General features: G+C 36.9%; 16 protein-coding genes. 7 read left to right on the top strand and 9 right to left on the bottom strand.

Annotated elements, in window-relative coordinates; translation table 11 throughout:
• Positions 1-7: 7 nt before the first annotated feature.
• From R1X58_RS01345 to R1X58_RS01330, 4 genes are all read left to right on the top strand, one after another.
• Positions 8-1,081, top strand: coding sequence for a glycosyltransferase (locus tag R1X58_RS01345; protein WP_240571498.1), 1,074 nt, complete (start codon positions 8-10; stop codon positions 1,079-1,081).
• Positions 1,082-1,092: 11 nt separating this feature from the next.
• Positions 1,093-2,439 carry an O-antigen ligase family protein gene (locus R1X58_RS01340; protein ID WP_240571495.1) on the top strand — a complete coding sequence of 449 codons (1,347 nt, stop codon included), beginning with the start codon at positions 1,093-1,095 and terminating at the stop codon, positions 2,437-2,439.
• On the top strand, positions 2,402-3,412 hold the full coding sequence (locus R1X58_RS01335; protein ID WP_240571493.1) for a glycosyltransferase family 4 protein: 1,011 nt from the start codon (positions 2,402-2,404) through the stop codon (positions 3,410-3,412). The genes R1X58_RS01340 and R1X58_RS01335 overlap by 38 nt, the downstream gene beginning before the upstream one ends.
• A 63-nt stretch (positions 3,413-3,475) precedes the next feature.
• Positions 3,476-4,867 carry a sugar transferase gene (locus R1X58_RS01330; protein WP_240571491.1) on the top strand — a complete coding sequence of 464 codons (1,392 nt, stop codon included), beginning with the start codon at positions 3,476-3,478 and terminating at the stop codon, positions 4,865-4,867.
• Positions 4,868-5,283: 416 nt separating this feature from the next.
• Here the strand turns inward: R1X58_RS01330 and R1X58_RS01325 are convergent, their stop codons facing one another.
• Both R1X58_RS01325 and R1X58_RS01320 read right to left on the bottom strand, forming a co-directional pair.
• Positions 5,284-6,450 carry a lipoprotein N-acyltransferase Lnb domain-containing protein gene (locus R1X58_RS01325; protein ID WP_240571489.1) on the bottom strand — a complete coding sequence of 389 codons (1,167 nt, stop codon included), beginning with the start codon at positions 6,448-6,450 and terminating at the stop codon, positions 5,284-5,286.
• 54 nt (positions 6,451-6,504) lie between these two features.
• On the bottom strand, positions 6,505-7,575 hold the full coding sequence (locus R1X58_RS01320) for a putative type IX sorting system protein PorV2 (RefSeq protein WP_449500948.1): 1,071 nt from the start codon (positions 7,573-7,575) through the stop codon (positions 6,505-6,507).
• 118 nt (positions 7,576-7,693) lie between these two features.
• Here R1X58_RS01320 and R1X58_RS01315 point away from each other — a divergent pair, with 118 nt between their 5' ends.
• Together R1X58_RS01315 and R1X58_RS01310 are read left to right on the top strand one after the other, a co-directional pair.
• The gene (locus R1X58_RS01315; protein ID WP_240571487.1) at positions 7,694-8,446 is read left to right on the top strand and encodes a CDP-alcohol phosphatidyltransferase family protein; all 753 of its coding nucleotides are present in this window, start codon (positions 7,694-7,696) and stop codon (positions 8,444-8,446) included.
• 27 nt (positions 8,447-8,473) lie between these two features.
• Positions 8,474-9,352 (top strand): DUF808 domain-containing protein, encoded by an 879-nt coding sequence (locus tag R1X58_RS01310; RefSeq protein WP_240571485.1) that lies wholly within the window; start codon positions 8,474-8,476, stop codon positions 9,350-9,352.
• A gap of 19 nt (positions 9,353-9,371) precedes the next feature.
• Here the strand turns inward: R1X58_RS01310 and R1X58_RS01305 are convergent, their stop codons facing one another.
• From R1X58_RS01305 to R1X58_RS01275, 7 genes are all read right to left on the bottom strand, one after another.
• The gene (locus R1X58_RS01305) at positions 9,372-9,548 is read right to left on the bottom strand and encodes an Arc family DNA-binding protein (protein WP_240571483.1); all 177 of its coding nucleotides are present in this window, start codon (positions 9,546-9,548) and stop codon (positions 9,372-9,374) included.
• A gap of 2 nt (positions 9,549-9,550) precedes the next feature.
• Positions 9,551-10,042 carry a hypothetical protein gene (locus R1X58_RS01300; protein ID WP_240571481.1) on the bottom strand — a complete coding sequence of 164 codons (492 nt, stop codon included), beginning with the start codon at positions 10,040-10,042 and terminating at the stop codon, positions 9,551-9,553.
• A 2-nt stretch (positions 10,043-10,044) separates the two neighbouring features.
• Positions 10,045-10,905, bottom strand: coding sequence for an SPFH domain-containing protein (locus R1X58_RS01295; protein ID WP_240571480.1), 861 nt, complete (start codon positions 10,903-10,905; stop codon positions 10,045-10,047).
• 322 nt (positions 10,906-11,227) lie between these two features.
• A complete protein-coding gene (gene lptB / locus R1X58_RS01290; protein WP_240571479.1) occupies positions 11,228-11,968 on the bottom strand; it encodes an LPS export ABC transporter ATP-binding protein in 741 nt (246 codons plus the stop codon).
• A 124-nt stretch (positions 11,969-12,092) separates the two neighbouring features.
• The gene (locus R1X58_RS01285; protein ID WP_240571478.1) at positions 12,093-12,452 is read right to left on the bottom strand and encodes a carboxymuconolactone decarboxylase family protein; all 360 of its coding nucleotides are present in this window, start codon (positions 12,450-12,452) and stop codon (positions 12,093-12,095) included.
• 103 nt (positions 12,453-12,555) lie between these two features.
• Positions 12,556-13,392, bottom strand: a complete 837-nt coding sequence (gene tatC, locus R1X58_RS01280) for a twin-arginine translocase subunit TatC (protein WP_240571477.1) — start codon at positions 13,390-13,392, stop codon at positions 12,556-12,558.
• Positions 13,392-14,357 carry a KpsF/GutQ family sugar-phosphate isomerase gene (locus R1X58_RS01275; RefSeq protein ID WP_240571474.1) on the bottom strand — a complete coding sequence of 322 codons (966 nt, stop codon included), beginning with the start codon at positions 14,355-14,357 and terminating at the stop codon, positions 13,392-13,394. The genes tatC and R1X58_RS01275 overlap by 1 nt, the downstream gene beginning before the upstream one ends.
• 213 nt (positions 14,358-14,570) lie before the next feature.
• Between R1X58_RS01275 and R1X58_RS01270 the strand changes: the two genes are divergently transcribed.
• Entirely contained in the window at positions 14,571-16,769 is a 2,199-nt protein-coding gene (locus tag R1X58_RS01270; RefSeq protein WP_240571473.1) for a RecQ family ATP-dependent DNA helicase, read from the top strand.
• Positions 16,770-16,959: the final 190 nt, after the last annotated feature.

Here is a 16,959-nt window from a genome sequence, read left to right as displayed (position 1 = left end):
TTTTAATTTGCGCGTATTACAGTTAATAGATAGTTTAGAACCAGGTGGTGCCGAGCGTGTGGCTGTTAATATGGCAAATGCATTGGTGTCCAGAGTAGACAGGTCTTACTTGTGTACGACGCGTAAAGAAGGCGATTTAAAAGGGCTTTTGAAAGATGAAGTTGGGTATTTGTTTTTGGAAAAGCAGTTTGTTTTAGATGCCAATGCTGTGTTGAGGTTACATCGCTTTATTAAACAGGAAGCGATTGATATTATTCACGTACATGCATCATCCTTCTTTTTGGCGACCTTAGTTAAATTTGTAAACAATAGTATTAAAATAGTCTGGCACGATCATTATGGAAATAGTGAATTTTTAGATCTGCGCAGAACACCAACGCTTAAGTTTTGTTCAGGATATTTCAGTCATATAATCAGTGTTAATAATAGATTAGTGAACTGGGCTAAAGAAAACCTGAAAGTAAAAGAGGTGGAATACCTACCTAATTTTGCGGTTTTAGATAAGAGTGCTGGTCAGAAAACAGAATTAAAAGGTGAGCCAGGGAAAAGAATAATTTGTCTGGCTAATTTAAGACCACAAAAGGATCATTTAAATTTATTAAAGGCTTTTAAATGGGTTGTAAACAAATATCCTTTATGGACATTACATTTGGTGGGTAAAGATGAAAATGATGCTTATTCAGAAGAATTAAAAGATTATATAGGTGACCATAATCTGGAAAATAATGTTTTTATTTATGGTAGCAGAAATGATACGGACAATATATTGTCGCAATGTGATATAGGGGTTTTGGCATCTAGGTCGGAAGGGCTGCCGTTAAGTTTACTGGAATATGGTTTAAGTGGTTTAGCCTGTGTAGTAACCGATGTAGGGCAATGTGCTGAGGTTGTATTGAATGGACAAATAGGAAATATCGTGCCTGCAAATGATGATGCAACGCTGAGCAAGGCTATAAGTCACTATATTGCCCATTCATCATTAAGACAGGAACATGCGATGTTGTTTAAATGGCATGTTGAACATACCTATTCAGAAGAAGTGATTACGGATAAAATAACAACGATTTACAATAGGTTATAAATTTGGTTTAAGTGCAAAATGGTTATTTAAAAATAGTAGGTTTACATATCCTGATAGGCATATTGGTGTATTTTTCTAGGGCATTAGGTGATGTCTATTTTTATGGCATTGTAGCCTATTTTTTCTTTAAGATATTTACCGCGGCGGTTCCTATGAAATCTTTTGAGATTATAAAGGCCTGCGCTTATGTTTTGGGAGCAGAAGTGCTGTTACGAATGACAGGTAGTGGGTTGTTTTATGAATCCAGTAAGTATCTGGTCGTTGTATTTACCATTATGGGATTGTTTTACAAAGGGTTTAATTTACGAGCCACACCTTATGTGCTTTATGTGTTGTTATTAATTCCAGGAATATATGTATCCTTATATGCTCTTGATGTAAGTGCGGATATTCGAAAGGCCGTGGCATTCAATTTAAGCGGGCCGGTGTGTTTGGGATTGGCGGCTTTATTTTGTATGGGGGTGAGTATTACCAGATCACAATTAGAACAGATAATAAACTTTGCTGTGTATCCTTTAATAAGTACGGTAATTTATATTGTTGCCTTTAATCCTAATGTGTCCGAGGTGGTGGCCAGTACAGGGTCTAATTTTGTAACCTCCGGAGGCTTTGGGCCCAATCAGGTCTCGACAGTGTTAAGTCTGGGGGCTTTTTTTATGACGGTTAAGTTTTTTATGTTTACTAAGACCAGAGTTATGCGATACGTAGATCTGGCATTCATATTATTGTTTTCATTTCGAGCCATTGTTACCTTTAGTCGGGGAGGCGTGTTAACAGCGATAATCATGGTGGCCTGTTTTATATTCTTTCAGTACCGCTTTATGGATAGGAATAAAAAGAGTAGCATGTTAATATCCATAGTATTGTTCATTGGAGTGATTACGGCAACTTGGGTATATTCGTCAATCCAGACCAATGGCTTGATTACAAATCGCTATGCTAATGAAAATGCTCGAGGTGAGGAAAAGCAGGATGTAACAACAGGCCGAGTATTTCTGATTAAAAAAGAACTGGAAGAGTTTTTTGAAAACCCCTTTTTAGGTGTTGGTGTGGGAAGAATTAAGGATTTACGGTTTCAGGAAACCGGAATCCAGGCAGCGTCGCATAATGAAATGAGTCGTATCGTAGCCGAACATGGATTACTTGGGGTCATTGCTTTTGCGATTATATTGTTTGTGCCTTTGCTTTTTAGACTAAGAGATCGCAATAACGTCTTATTTTTTTCGTTTTATTTCTTCTGGTTTTTAACGATTAACCATTCAGCGATGCGTATTGCTGCACCGGCTTTTATATACGCATTAAGTTTATTACACATCAGACATGACCAACCTCGTTTACATAGGGAACAAATTAAATAATACTAAGGCGACGGTAACGTCCATTGATGTTCTGGGACCTTTGTTGGAAAGCGAAGGGTTTAATATAAATTATGCGTCCAGTAAATCGAATAAAGGGCTTCGACTTCTGGACATGGTTTTTACTCTAGTGAAACACCGAAAGTCGACAGATTATATGTTGATGGATACCTACAGCACACTTAACTTTTATTATGCCTATGTTATTGGTCAGTTGTGTAGGGTATTGAAGCTAAAATATATTCCTGTTTTGCATGGAGGGAATTTACCAGACCGGATAATAAAGAATCCTAAAATGTGTCAGTCGATTTTCAATCATGCGTTTAAAAATGTCGCACCGTCGCAGTATTTAAAGTCGAGGTTTGAAAATGAAGGCTATTCCAATATTTTAAATATCCCGAACAGCATCAACATAGAAGCTTATAGGTTTCAACAGAGAACGATTGATACGATCCATCTGCTTTGGGTACGTGCTTTCGATAAAACCTATAACCCCTTGTTGGCCATCGATGTTTTAAAAGCATTACAGGATCGTGGAGAATCAGCAACCTTAACCATGGTTGGGCCGGATAAGGACGGAACCTTGCAACAGGCCAAATATTATGCTGATAAACTGGAGGTTACCGTGAATTTTACTGGTAAATTGGAAAAGCAAGATTGGATTAAATTATCGCAACAGTGTAATGTGTTTATGAATACCACGAATTTCGATAATATGCCTGTGAGTGTTATTGAGGCCATGGCTTTGGGATTACCTGTGGTGTCTACTAATGTAGGCGGGATGCCTTTTTTAATTGAAGATGAACAGGATGGGATTCTGGTGCCGCCAAATTCGGTTAAACCTTTCGTGGAAGCGATTATGGGTTTAAAGAATGATTCTGATTTCACAAAAAAAATCACATTAAATGCACGTAAAAAGGTTGAACAGTATGATTGGGAAGTAGTTAAAAGTTTGTGGCTTAGTTTGTTGGTTTAAACAGTGTTTCATTCAATAAACTTGCTATCTTTACACTATCTCAAATCATGACCTACATAAAAAATGTTCAAAGGGGGAGTACATTTTAATATCTCAGAGCGCAAAGTGTTATTGCGTTTGCTTGATGTTGCCTCAATATTATTCGTGTTGTGCTTTGTAAGCAGTACCTTCAGTTTTGATTATTTTACCATTTCCGAAGACCGCTGGCGTTGGGTATTTGTATTGATTCTTTACATTAGTATTTTCGGGACGATTTTTGAACTGTACGATTTAAAAAAGTCCAGTAAGTTGGATAAGATTTTTACCAGTATCGTTTTTACGGTATCCACAACGGTATTGTTTTATTTTTTAACACCTTTTTTCACGCCGGAACTCCCTAATAATAGATTGCAGATTCTTTACTTTTATTTTTCCATACTGTTTGCTTTACTGGTGTGGCGTTGGATTTATTTAACATTTATTGTGTCGCCCAGGTTTTTTAAACAGGTGTTGGTAGTAGGTGAGGTTTCGGATCTGGATGCCATCATTGATGTTTTTAAACAATCAGATCCGAATTATAGGATTTCGGGGTTTGTAAATTGTGAAACAGGAAAAAAAATATCCTTATCCCATGAAGATGTCATGGAATATCAAACACACGAAATTATAGAAGTCGTGAAACGGGAAGGGATTATGGAGATTGTGGTGGTTAGTTATAAGCCCGACACGATCACACCTGAGGTTTATCAATCCTTGATAACCTTACTGGAATCTGGTTTTCCGGTTCGTGAGTATACTCAGGTGTATGAAGATATGACCTACCGCGTTCCTGTTCAGTTTATAGGTAAAGATTTTTATAAGTATTTCCCATTCAGCCGGAACAATCAAAACCGTTTATACCGTTTTTTTCAACGGGTGTTTGATATTGTTATTTCAGTAGTTGGTCTTTTGTTAAGTCTTATTTTTGTGCCTTTTATAGTTTTAGGAAACCTTATCGCTAATCGGGGGCCGTTATTTTATACTCAGGAACGTGTAGGAATGAATGGTAAGGTGTTTAAAATCATTAAGTACAGAACCATGGTTAAGGATGCGGAAGCCAATGGGGCTGTGTGGGCAGTGAAAAAAGATGGGCGTATTACACCTTTCGGACGTTTTTTAAGACATTCTCGGTTAGATGAAATACCACAGTTTATTAATGTATTGTTAGGGGATATGAGTTTTATTGGTCCCAGACCTGAACGTCCTGTGTTCGTCAAGCAATTATCGGAAGTCTTACCGTTTTATGAAACGCGCCACATGATTAAACCCGGATTAACCGGCTGGGCACAGGTGAAAACACGATACGGCTCATCGTTGGACGACAGTTTGTTAAAACTGCAATATGACCTGTATTATATAAAACACCGTAGTTTATTCCTGGATATCAACATCATGATAAAAACCTTAACCACCGTTATTTTCTTTAGAGGTCAGTAATGCTAGGTACAAAAATTAAAAGTGCTAGTTGTTAAACAACGTACAACACCATAACAATTCTCGACTCACGTTTCAAGCCCACACCCCAATGTTATTCCGCACTTGATGCGGAATCCATTTATTTTAAATCTTACAGGTTACAGCAAACAAGACTTCGGCCTATGCTTTATTTTGTAGTAAGATCAGTTTTAAGGAGTTGTAAAGGCAGAGGAGCATGGCCTAGCAGAGCGATTGCCATGCGCAGGCAAAGCCTTAAAACCAGAGATTCAAGAAATAAATCATTAGCCTAGATTTTTTTGTTACTTTTTTTAGCAATGAAAAAAAGTAAGGAGAATAATGAACTAGAGAAGTAAATCATCTGTTTAAAATAGTAGCACAAACTACGACTTAACAACTTATGGCTAATGTTTCAACTCTCAACTCTCACGACTTATACTTGTCAAATACACATACCTTACAAGCAAAGCAATTAATAACGGAATTAATCCAATAGTAAAGACCTGCACACCAATAATCCAGTGAAGTGTTAACAGGCATAACAAAATCACTAAAAGCTTCAAATACTTTACAAACCAAACGCTGGGTTGAGGTTTTACTAACTGACCAACAAAAAAAACATTGAATGCAAAAGCCCATAGCAAGTTATAATTCTGATGGGTTCCAGTATGGTCGGTAGCAAACCAAAGCAGTAAAAGAAGAATACCAACAATGCCGGTTACAGAAAATAGAATAACATCCAGCCATTGACTTCTTTTATTAGTTTTTTTATCCTTATAGGTGATGTATAAAATGAAAATAGCAAGAATACCAAATACAAACAGCGGACTTGTAAAAAAGGTGGTTGCTTCTGGTGTTTCAATCTTAGTATAGATGATTCTGCTGTCTTTCACCAAAGGTTTGTTGTTTATCGTAGCGACTTCAAAAAAGCGGTAGATGTTTTCGGGTAAAAACATATGGTCTTCGGCAGGAGCCTGGCGATCGATGACCGATCCTAAGGCCACATTAATACCAAAACTACCCCAGGAATTCGCGTTTAAATTATTGTTGATTAAGGTTCGGAAGCTGGCATCTTTAAAATCTTCAGGTTTATGAAATACAATAGTATTGTTTAATGCAATATTGGCAACGTCTTTTATTTTAGTAGCGCAGTTGTCGTAAAAGAAATCGTAAAGGTAACGTCTGTTAGCTGGCTTGATATTGTTTTGAAGGAAATCGAAGAGCTTTTGTTTCTCAGAAGCGTTTAAGTTTAAAATCTGTTCTTTTATGCTTCGGTTTTGCGAAATATAGGCATTGTAAAAGTCTTCATAATAATTCATGCCACACAAATAATTCAACTTCCCTTGCGCAAACTTTAGGTAGAAATGCGGCGTGTTAAAATCATAAATACCATAGTTAAACACGAAGTCAATCCCTTTAATAGGATCTTTTACTCGAAACCCGCTATGACCAAAGGAATCGTTTAACAAAGTGCCGGGGCCAATGGTTAAAACACTAATTTCGGCACGTTCAGAAAGTTGTTTGGATTGCGCAAAACTAAGCTGGGTTATTGCGAAAATGATAAGGGAGTAAAGAAAGTGGTTCATCAATTTATTCTTGTTTATAGACTGATACGTGGTAACTAAAAGCCCGTTATGGGCTTATCTAAAGATACTAAAATCGAGTTTTAATGAAAACACATTAGAGTATAAAGCCACACTTTGGTCGCCAATATCGGTAAACGCATAATCAACCTGAATGCCGTTGTATTTAAAACCAACACCAAAACTTGGCTGAAAGCTTAACTGCTCGGTATCGTCTATTTGCAATTCATTTTGGAAATTCCCCACGCCACCTCGTAAATACACCATATCGATATAACCAAACTCAAACCCGAATGCCGGATTAACACTGGCAAACGATGATGAAATGATGTCGTTGTTTTCTTCAAACCGCACATTTAAATTCGCTGCAGCCAATAAAGTGTAATCGTAATTAAAGGTGAACAGTTTAGATACCCCTAATTGTAATTTCGGAATAGTAATTTCAGTTGTTTCGGGTAATTCCTGATTCTGACCTTCAACCGCATCCTGAACTTTTTTAAATTCATCTTCATCAATTGCCCAGGCATTAAATGTGGTGGTAATATCGCGGGCCATCAACCCGAATTTCCAGTTACTGTCGGTTTCAAACTGAACGCCGGCATCAAAACCAAACCCCCACGACGATGCAAAGTCTCCAATGATTCTGCGAATCACTTTGGCATTGATACCATAATTTAAACCTTCCACAGGCAACGCGCGCGCATACGAAAAAGTTAAGGCGTAATCGGCAGTAGAAAACAAACTGATGCGATCGTAATTAATATTGCCTTGTTCGTCAATTAGCTGTGTGGTATTTAAAATATCATCAACAGCAAAGCGAATTAAGGAAACAGCAAAAGCACTTTGGTTATCTATAGGTTTGGCAAAAGCCGCATAGTCATAATTGGCAATATTGGCAAAATAGCTGGAGTGCATTAATGCCATCTGGTTGTCTTCAAGTTTAAGTAGCCCTGCAGGATTCCAGTAGCCCGAATTCACGTCGGCAGAATGTGACGTTACGGCATTACTCATACCTAAAGCCGCTGCATCAACACCAATATTCATAAACTCGTTAGAATATTTTCTAACCGTCTGGCTATAGATGGAGGCCGTAATAAAACAAAACAGGACAGTAAGGGATGTTCTCAACCGCAAATTTTTTTTACAAAGATGCATATTATTTATAATCTTTTAAAACTTGAAAATGGATTAGATATTGTTTTAGACGAAAATTGTTTGCTATTTTTACCGAAACAAAACACATTTTATGAAGAAACACATCCCAAATGCTTTAACGCTTCTTAATTTATTCTGCGGAAGTATTGCCGTGATTTATGCTGTTAACGATAATTTTTCATCGGCTGCCTTATTTGTGTTTTTAGGGATTTTCTTCGACTTTTTCGACGGATTTGCGGCCAGAAAATTAGGAGTGTCCAGCGAATTGGGCTTACAGCTGGATTCTCTTGCCGATATGGTAACCAGTGGCGTGATTCCGGGAATTGTGATGTATAAAATGCTGGAGTTAACTCAGGAGAAATCGCTGGTCATGCAGGTGCTTCATGATTGGAATTCAGATATAGAGTTAACCGGTTTTAAATTATCGGCTTTGCCGTTAATAGGTTTGTGTATTACACTGGCTTCTGCCTATCGATTGGCAAAATTTAATTTAGACGACGAACAGAAAACCTATTTTAAAGGCTTGCCAACACCGGCAAATACGCTTTTAATTGTGTCCTTACCGCTTATTCTGGAATTTCAGAATAGTGATGCTATTAATAGTATCATTATCAATAAATGGTTTTTAATCGGATTGACAGCCTTAAGCTGTTATTTGTTGAATTCCAATATTAAATTATTTGCTCTAAAGTTTAAAGACTTTAGTTTTAAGGCTAATGCATTGCGTTATACCTTCATCATACTTTGTGTGGTGTTATTAATTGTGCTTCAATATGCCGCTATTCCATTAATCATATTGACCTATATTTTGTTGTCCTTATGGGATAATGCAACTTCAAAATAACTTTCTTTTAAACTCAGAATTAATTTTATGGCCTCAGGTTTTTTCGCATTATTAGACGATATCGCTGCATTAATGGATGATGTAGTGGTAATGAGTAAAATTACAACCAAAAAAACGGCAGGCATCTTAGGTGATGACCTGGCAGTAAATGCCGAAAAAGCCACCGGATTTGTATCGTCGAGAGAGTTACCGGTATTATGGGCGATTACAAAAGGATCGTTTTTAAACAAGCTGATTATTCTGCCAATTGCTTTTTTATTAAGTACGTTTTTACCCTGGGCGGTAACACTTATTTTAATATTAGGGGGTGTTTATCTGGCGTATGAAGGCGTTGAAAAAGTTATGGAATATTTTTTTCCGCATGAACATAAAGTTGAAACTGTAAGTCATGAAGATTTATCGCCGGAGGAGCAGTTGAAAGCGGAGCGGAAGAAGGTGAAATCGGCGATATTTACAGATTTTATCTTGTCGGTGGAGATTGTGATTATCGCTTTAGGAACCGTTTTAGGAGAACCTTTGGTGTTTCAGGTAATCGTAGTTTCAATTGTAGCCATTATTGCAACGATTGGGGTTTATGGTATTGTCGCACTTATTGTTAGAATGGATGATATGGGGTTTGCTTTGATTCAAAAAAGTGACGATCAAAAGGGACTGTTATTTAATGTGGGAAATGTTCTGGTAAAAGCCTTGCCGATAGTGATTAAGAGTTTATCGGTAATCGGAACCATTGCCTTGCTTTTAGTTGCAGGTGGTATATTTACACATAATATTGAAGCCTTGCATCATGTTGCAGAATCAATTCCTGCATTTATTAAGGATTTTGCAATCGGTATTGTTGTTGGATTGTTGGCTTTGTTGATTGTGAAGGTGTTCCGCAAGATTATTAAGAGCCTTAAAAAGCAATAAAGATCAAACCTAGATAGGCTTAACCCGTTTCTTTCGAGTCACTATTTTTTAAATGTCGCTTCGCTTTTTTTAAACTTTCGTTTAGCATCCATTCTATTTGTCCGTTGGTGCTACGAAATTCGTCTGAAGCCCATTTTTCAATAGCTTTGAGCATATCCTCATTAATTCGCAATGCGAAAGCTTTTTTTTTAGACATAGTTATATTTTATTCGAGTACATGGCAAGAACAATGTTGGCATCGTTTTGCTTTTGTGTTCCTATGAGTATCTTTTTGTCGGTTTTAAGGATTAACTGAATGCCTATATCTCCGGAAACATTAATAGCCAGCCCATTCCTTTTTCCAAAAATGCCTCCTGATTTTAAACCCCAGCCACCATATTCAGTTAGGGCATTATATTTTCTGGTTTTGGCTTGTTTGATGTTTTCCCAAAGTATGGTTTTCATTTTAAAGTGAAAAGGGAAAAATTGATAATGAATTCCAATATGGTCAATCCTTGTTTTTAATTTAAATATAAATATGAATCCACAGGCTATTAAAACAAGGATAATATGACTTACGTATTTATGAAGAGGGATGTTGCCCTTAAAAAAACCATCGGTGATTATTATAATTGAAATAATTGCAGAAATACTTAACAACAGGATTAGCCAAGTTTGTGTAAACCGTTGTTCTTCTTCAAAAACTCTCATAATTAGTTATTTAAAGTGCCGGTGTTTAATACTGGTGAAGCATCTTTATCACCGCATAAAATAACCATTAAATTGCTAACCATGGCAGCTTTGCGTTCTTCGTCCAGATTTACGATGTCTTTTTCTCCTAATTTTTCAAGAGCCATTTCTACCATGCTTACGGCGCCTTCAACAATTTTATGTCGGGCAGCTACTATGGCAGTGGCTTGTTGGCGTTTTAACATGGCATTTGCTATTTCTTGAGCATAGGCGAGGTAGCCAATTCTGGCTTCTAAAACTTCTATACCGGCAATCGATAAACGTTCGTGAATTTCTTTTTCAAGGGTTTCGCTTACTTCATTGACACTGGAACGTAAGGTGATATCTTCAGTATGACCATCATCAGCAAAATTATCGTAAGGATACATACTCGCTAATTTTCTAACAGCCGCATCGGTTTGTACACGCACAAAATTCTCATAATTATCGACATCGAAAGCCGCTTTATAAGTATCGGAAACACGCCAGACTAATATGGTACTTATCATAACGGGGTTTCCTAATTTGTCGTTAACTTTTAAGCGTTCACTATCAAAATTACTGGCGCGCAACGATATTTTCTTCTTTGTATAAAATGGATTTACCCAATAAAAACCATTTTGATTAACGGTTCCTATGTATTTTCCAAAAAGCAATAAGACTCTAGAGCTGTTTGGTTGAACCATTATAAAGCCTAGCGCAATAATCACACATAAAATGCTTACTAATAAATAGGCAGGTTCTTCTTTAGTAAAAGTTAGAAATATGCTGCCAAGTAAAAGGGTTATCAGAATAAATAAGATGATGTAGCCATTTGCGGGAGTAATTACTTTTTCTTTTTTCATGATGAAATATGATATTAATATGATATCATAAAGATATGAAAATATTTTTAATTTTTTTGTCTATGTCTAAGATTTATAAGGAGTTAGTTTTAATTGTGGTTTTGGTTTTGATATTTATGCAGGAGACGAAAGCAGCAAAATGTGGAGAAAGTGTTGCTGGGATTGGATGATGGAATCTGATTTTTGAAAGTGATATGAAAAAAGGGTATTCAGGATAAAACAGGGAAACTTGTTTTGGTGAGTATTTTTTTCGAAGAGGCTCTTATCAGTAAAAAAAAAGTCCGGTTGATTTAACCGGACTTTTTTATATGTCATTAAGAACTTAATCTCTGATTTTCTTTTTACGTAACTCGAAGTTCTGACCAAGGTAAACCTTACGCACCATTTCGTCATTGGCTAATTCCTCAGGTTCGCCGGCCTTAAGAATACTTCCTTCAAACATTAGGTAGGTTCTGTCGGTAATCGCCAGAGTTTCCTGTACGTTGTGGTCGGTAATTAAAATACCAATGTTCTTTTTGGTTAATTGTGCTACAATACGCTGAATGTCTTCAACCGCTACCGGGTCAACGCCTGCAAAAGGCTCATCTAATAATATGAAACTTGGGTCGGTTGCTAAAGCTCGTGCAATCTCCGTACGACGGCGCTCGCCACCCGATAATAAGTCGCCTCGGTTTTTACGAATGTGCCCTAAACCAAACTCCTCGATTAGCGACTCCATTTTATGAAGCTGTTCTTTTTTGCTCAGTTTGGTTAGCTGTAATACACTTAAGATATTGTCTTCAATACTTAATTTTCTAAATACAGAAGCTTCCTGTGCTAGATACCCGATACCATTTTGAGCACGTTTGTACATAGGGAATTGCGTAATCTCGGTATTATCTAAAAATATATGTCCGCCGTTAGGTTTTATAAGACCTACAATCATATAGAACGACGTTGTTTTACCGGCACCGTTAGGTCCTAATAATCCAACAATTTCCCCTTGATGCACTTCAAGAGAAACGTCTTTAACTACTTTTCGTCCGTTGTAGGACTTCATTAAATTTTCGGCTTTTAAAATCATATGTTTAACTCACAAGGTGAGAATTTAATGTTCAGATTTATCTGAACTTATAATTGCTTTTCAAGTTAAAACGCTAAAAATAGAAAAATACTATAAATACGTTCTTTTAATTTACTAACTGTTGTTATTCTTTTGAGGCGTCTTGTGCTTCTAAGGCATCCCAAAATTCATAGGCACGACGCAAATGCGGGATAACAATGGTACCACCAACCAGAGTGGCAATACTTAAAGCTTCAACCACTTCTGCTTTAGTTAAACCTTCTTTGTAGCTGGTTTCTAAATGGTATTTTACACAGTCGTCGCAACGTAATACCGCCGATGCTACAAGACCTAATAACTCTTTGGTTTTTACATCTAAAGCACCTTCCGCGTAAGCGTTGGTATCTAAATTGAAAATTCGCTTAATAACTTTATTGTTATCAGATAGAATTTTGTCGTTCATTTTAGAACGGTATGCATTAAATTCAGAAACGATATCAGACATGTTTTTTATATAAAAGTTAATTATACTTAATATTTTTACTTTTTACGATTCAACTGCCACCCTGAGCTCCGCCTGTACTGAGCATAGACGAAGTATCGAAGGGTTATTTTCTCACCGCTTGTGTTGCAGCTTTCTGGTTTCTTACAACCATTTTAGAGATGTAAATACTCGCCTGGTATAGAATTAGAATCGGAATGGCGACAATAACCTGGCTCGCAATATCAGGAGGTGTAATAACAGCCGATAAAATCAAAACGATAACCAGGGCAAACTTTCTGTATTTCTTTAATATTTCAGGAGTTACTAAACCTATTTTAGTTAAAAAGTAAATAACTATAGGTAACTCGAAAATTAAACCGGAGGCCAGTACAGACGATCGTACTAAGCCTATGTAAGAGCTAATGTCAATTTGATTTTCAACAACGTCAGAAATGCTGTAATTCGCCAGGAAATTAATAGATAATGGGGTAATAATATAATAGCCAAAAAGCGCTCCTGAAAAGAATAGTAACGAGCAGATGATGATAAATCCACGGGAATGTTTACGTTCATTTTCATGCAATCCTGGGCTAACAAATTTCCAAAGCTGATAAATAGTATAAGGAAATGAGATGATGAAACCGGCCAGAATAGCCGTCCAGATATCGGCAGAAAACTGCCCCGCCATGGTTCTACTTTGAATCATCATCGGGATTTCGTCGTTACAGAACGTAGTCTCAACACCAATAAGGCGTCCCATATTACATAGGAATTCGTAAGTCGGGAAATTCATGCGAATAGGTGCAAAAATAATATCCTCGAAAATAAAACGACTAAATGTAAAGGCTAAAACCGCAACAATCATAATACCGGCACAGATACGAATAAGGTGCCAGCGTAAATCTTCAAGATGGTCTAAAAAAGACATCTCATTTATATTCTTTTTTTCTTTTTTAGCCATTATATGATGCCTTCTTTTATTAAATCGTGAATGTGAACCACACCAGCGTAGTTGCCGTTGTCTTCAACCAGAATCTGAGAAATTTCATTGGCTTCCATAATTTCTAAAGCATCAATGGCCATGGCACTGGCTTCAATACGTTTTGGGTTGGTACCCATAATATCTTTGGCAGTCAGGTTGGCGAAACTATCAACTTTGGTAAGCATGCGACGTAAATCTCCATCGGTAATAATGCCGATAATTTTATCATTTTCAACTACAGCTGTTACTCCAAGCATTTTTTCTGTGATTTCAATAATCACATCTTTTATATTTGTAGAGGCTTCAACCTTTGGTTTTTTGTTAACCGATGAAATATCCTGAACACGTAAATACAGTTTTTTACCTAAAGCACCGCCTGGGTGAAATTTAGCAAAATCGTTACTGGTGAATCCGCGTAATTCCAGCAAACAAACCGTTAAAGCATCGCCAATAACCAATTGAGCAGTGGTACTTGTGGTAGGGGCTAAATTGTTCGGACAAACTTCTTTATCTACATAGGCGTTTAAAACGTAATCGGCATGTTGCCCAAGAAATGAATCTTTATTACCAGTAATGGCAATCATTTTATTGTTTACACGCTTAATAAGTGGTACAAGTACTTTTATTTCAGGTGTGTTTCCACTTTTAGAAATACAGATTACCACATCGTCTTTTAAGATTAAGCCAAGATCGCCGTGAATGGCATCGGCAGCATGCATAAATACAGCAGGTGTACCAGTGGAATTTAACGACGCAACTATTTTACTGGCAATAATGGCGCTTTTTCCAATACCTGTGATAATAACACGACCTTTAGAATGGTATATGAGCTCTACAGCTTCGGCAAAATCAGAATCGACAAGATTCGATAAATTTAAAATAGCTTGACTTTCGGCTTCAATAGTTTCTTTAGCTATTTTAATAATTGAATGTTTGTTATTCAAAATTTATGAAATTTTTTAGTTGATGCTTTTGAAGAAATTCTTAACTTTAAATGTAAATAGAATTTAATTTTATAGTAATTTCGATTTTTTTTTACAAAGCTAACGAAAAAAATACGAGGGTTTTCTTAATGCACTATTAAAAAGTCAATTCAAATTTGAGTTTGACGGGGCATGATATAATTAATTAAAATAAATTTTAAAGTTTTCTGATTGATGGAAAAGAGTGACTTGCATTCTGCACTAAAAAAATATTTTGGGTTTAGTAAATTCAAGGGACTTCAGGAAGATGTTGTAGAAAGTATATTATCGGGCAACAATACATTTGTTATAATGCCAACGGGGGGCGGGAAATCGTTATGTTACCAGCTGCCCGCGTTAATGCAGGAGGGGACAGCCATTGTTGTTTCGCCCTTAATTGCATTAATGAAAAATCAGGTAGACGCCATTCGTGGCGTTTCTAATGAAGAAGGTATTGCACACGTACTGAATTCTTCATTAAATAAAACAGAAATTAAACGGGTTAAAGAGGACATTGTTAACGGGGTAACCAAGTTACTTTACGTGGCTCCGGAATCCTTAACCAAAGAAGAAAATGTTGAGTTTTTACGTTCGGTAAAAATATCGTTTATGGCCATTGATGAAGCACACTGTATTAGTGAGTGGGGGCACGATTTTAGACCGGAGTATCGAAATTTAAGACACATAATTTCTCGAATAGGAGATAATATCCCCATTATCGGGCTTACCGCTACGGCGACGCCTAAAGTACAGGAAGATATTATTAAAAACTTAGGAATTACGGGAGCAAGAACCTTTAAAGCGTCTTTTAACCGTCCTAATTTATACTATGAAGTACGTCCGAAAACCAAAAATGTTGATGCCGATATTATTCGTTTCATCAAACAAAATGCAGGGAAATCGGGTATTGTTTATTGTTTAAGCAGAAAACGAGTTGAAGAACTGGCTCAGGTACTTCAGGTAAATGGTATTAATGCGGTGCCATATCATGCGGGATTAGACGCCAAGTCGCGTTCGAGTTTTCAGGATAAATTCCTGATGGAAGAGGTTGATGTGGTGGTTGCAACCATCGCTTTTGGTATGGGTATCGATAAGCCAGACGTACGTTTTGTAATTCATCACGATATTCCTAAAAGTATAGAAAGTTACTATCAGGAAACCGGGCGTGCTGGTCGTGATGGTGGCGAAGGACACTGTTTGGCATACTATTCGTATAAAGACATTGAAAAATTGGAAAAATTCATGTCGGGTAAACCCGTTGCCGAACAGGAAATCGGACATGCCTTGTTACAGGAAGTGGTCGCTTTCGCGGAAACATCAATCTCACGTCGTAAATTCATCTTGCATTACTTCGGTGAAGAATTCGATAACGAAACCGGTGAAGGTGGGGATATGGATGATAACATCAGACACCCGAAAAAGAAACACGAAGCACAGGACGATGTGGTGGTATTGTTGGAAACCATTGCCAAAACCAATGAAAAATATAAATCTAAAGATTTGGTTCAGGTGATTACGGGTAAAGAAAATGCCTTAATTAATTCACATAAAACCAACGAGCAGCCATTCTTTGGAAAAGGGAAGGATAAGGATAAAAAGTACTGGATGGCCTTATTACGTCAGGCATTAGTTGCCGGATTGTTAAAAAAGGATATCGAGACTTACGGTGTTATAAAATTATCTCCTGCCGGTAAAGCCTTCCTTGAAACTCCGGAATCATTCATGATGACCGAAGATCACGAGTTCGATAGTTCTGTAGACGATGGTACAATCGTTTCAGCAGCAAAAGCGCAGGCTGCCGTTGCAGATGCCTTACTTATGGATATGCTTAAAGACTTGCGTAAAAAGAATGCGAAGAAATTAGGCGTACCGCCGTTTGTAATTTTTCAGGATCCGTCGTTAGAGGATATGGCTTTAAAATACCCGATAAATTTAACCGAATTAGCCAATGTTCATGGTGTAGGTGAGGGGAAAGCTAAAAAGTATGGAAAAGACTTTGTGGAATTGATAGCCAGGTATGTTGAGGAACACGACATCATTCGTCCGGATGATTTAGTGGTGAAATCTACAGGAACCAATTCAGCAAACAAATTATATATCATCCAGAATATTGATAGAAAATTGCCGCTTGACGACATTGCTTCGGCAAAAGGTCTTCAAATGGATGAGTTTATTAAAGAAATGGAAGCCATTGTATATTCGGGTACGAAACTAAATATCGACTACTGGATTGATGATATTTTAGATGAAGACCAGCAGGAAGAACTGCACGATTATTTTATGGATTCAACAACCGATAATATAGCCACGGCTATTGAAGAGTTTGATGGCGATTACGATGATGAGGAATTACGTTTATACCGTATAAAATTCATCAGCGAAGTAGCCAATTAATTGTCATTCTTTTTATTGAACCATTTTGTTTTTAAGTTTCAGAGTTAAAAGGTGTTCCTTAGTGTGCGTCCTGATGATTCTGAAACTTATTTGTTTATGGACATTATTATGAGGAATACTTCAGTTATTATATACTAAATCAGAGCTATGGTTAAAGCATGGATGTAGTATGGATATAGTATGAAATATA

This window comes from Aestuariibaculum lutulentum, from assembly GCF_032926325.1.
Taxonomy (GTDB): domain Bacteria; phylum Bacteroidota; class Bacteroidia; order Flavobacteriales; family Flavobacteriaceae; genus Aestuariibaculum; species Aestuariibaculum lutulentum.
The sequence above is the reverse complement of the archived record's forward strand: the minus strand, read 5'-3'. Positions and strand labels throughout refer to the sequence as shown.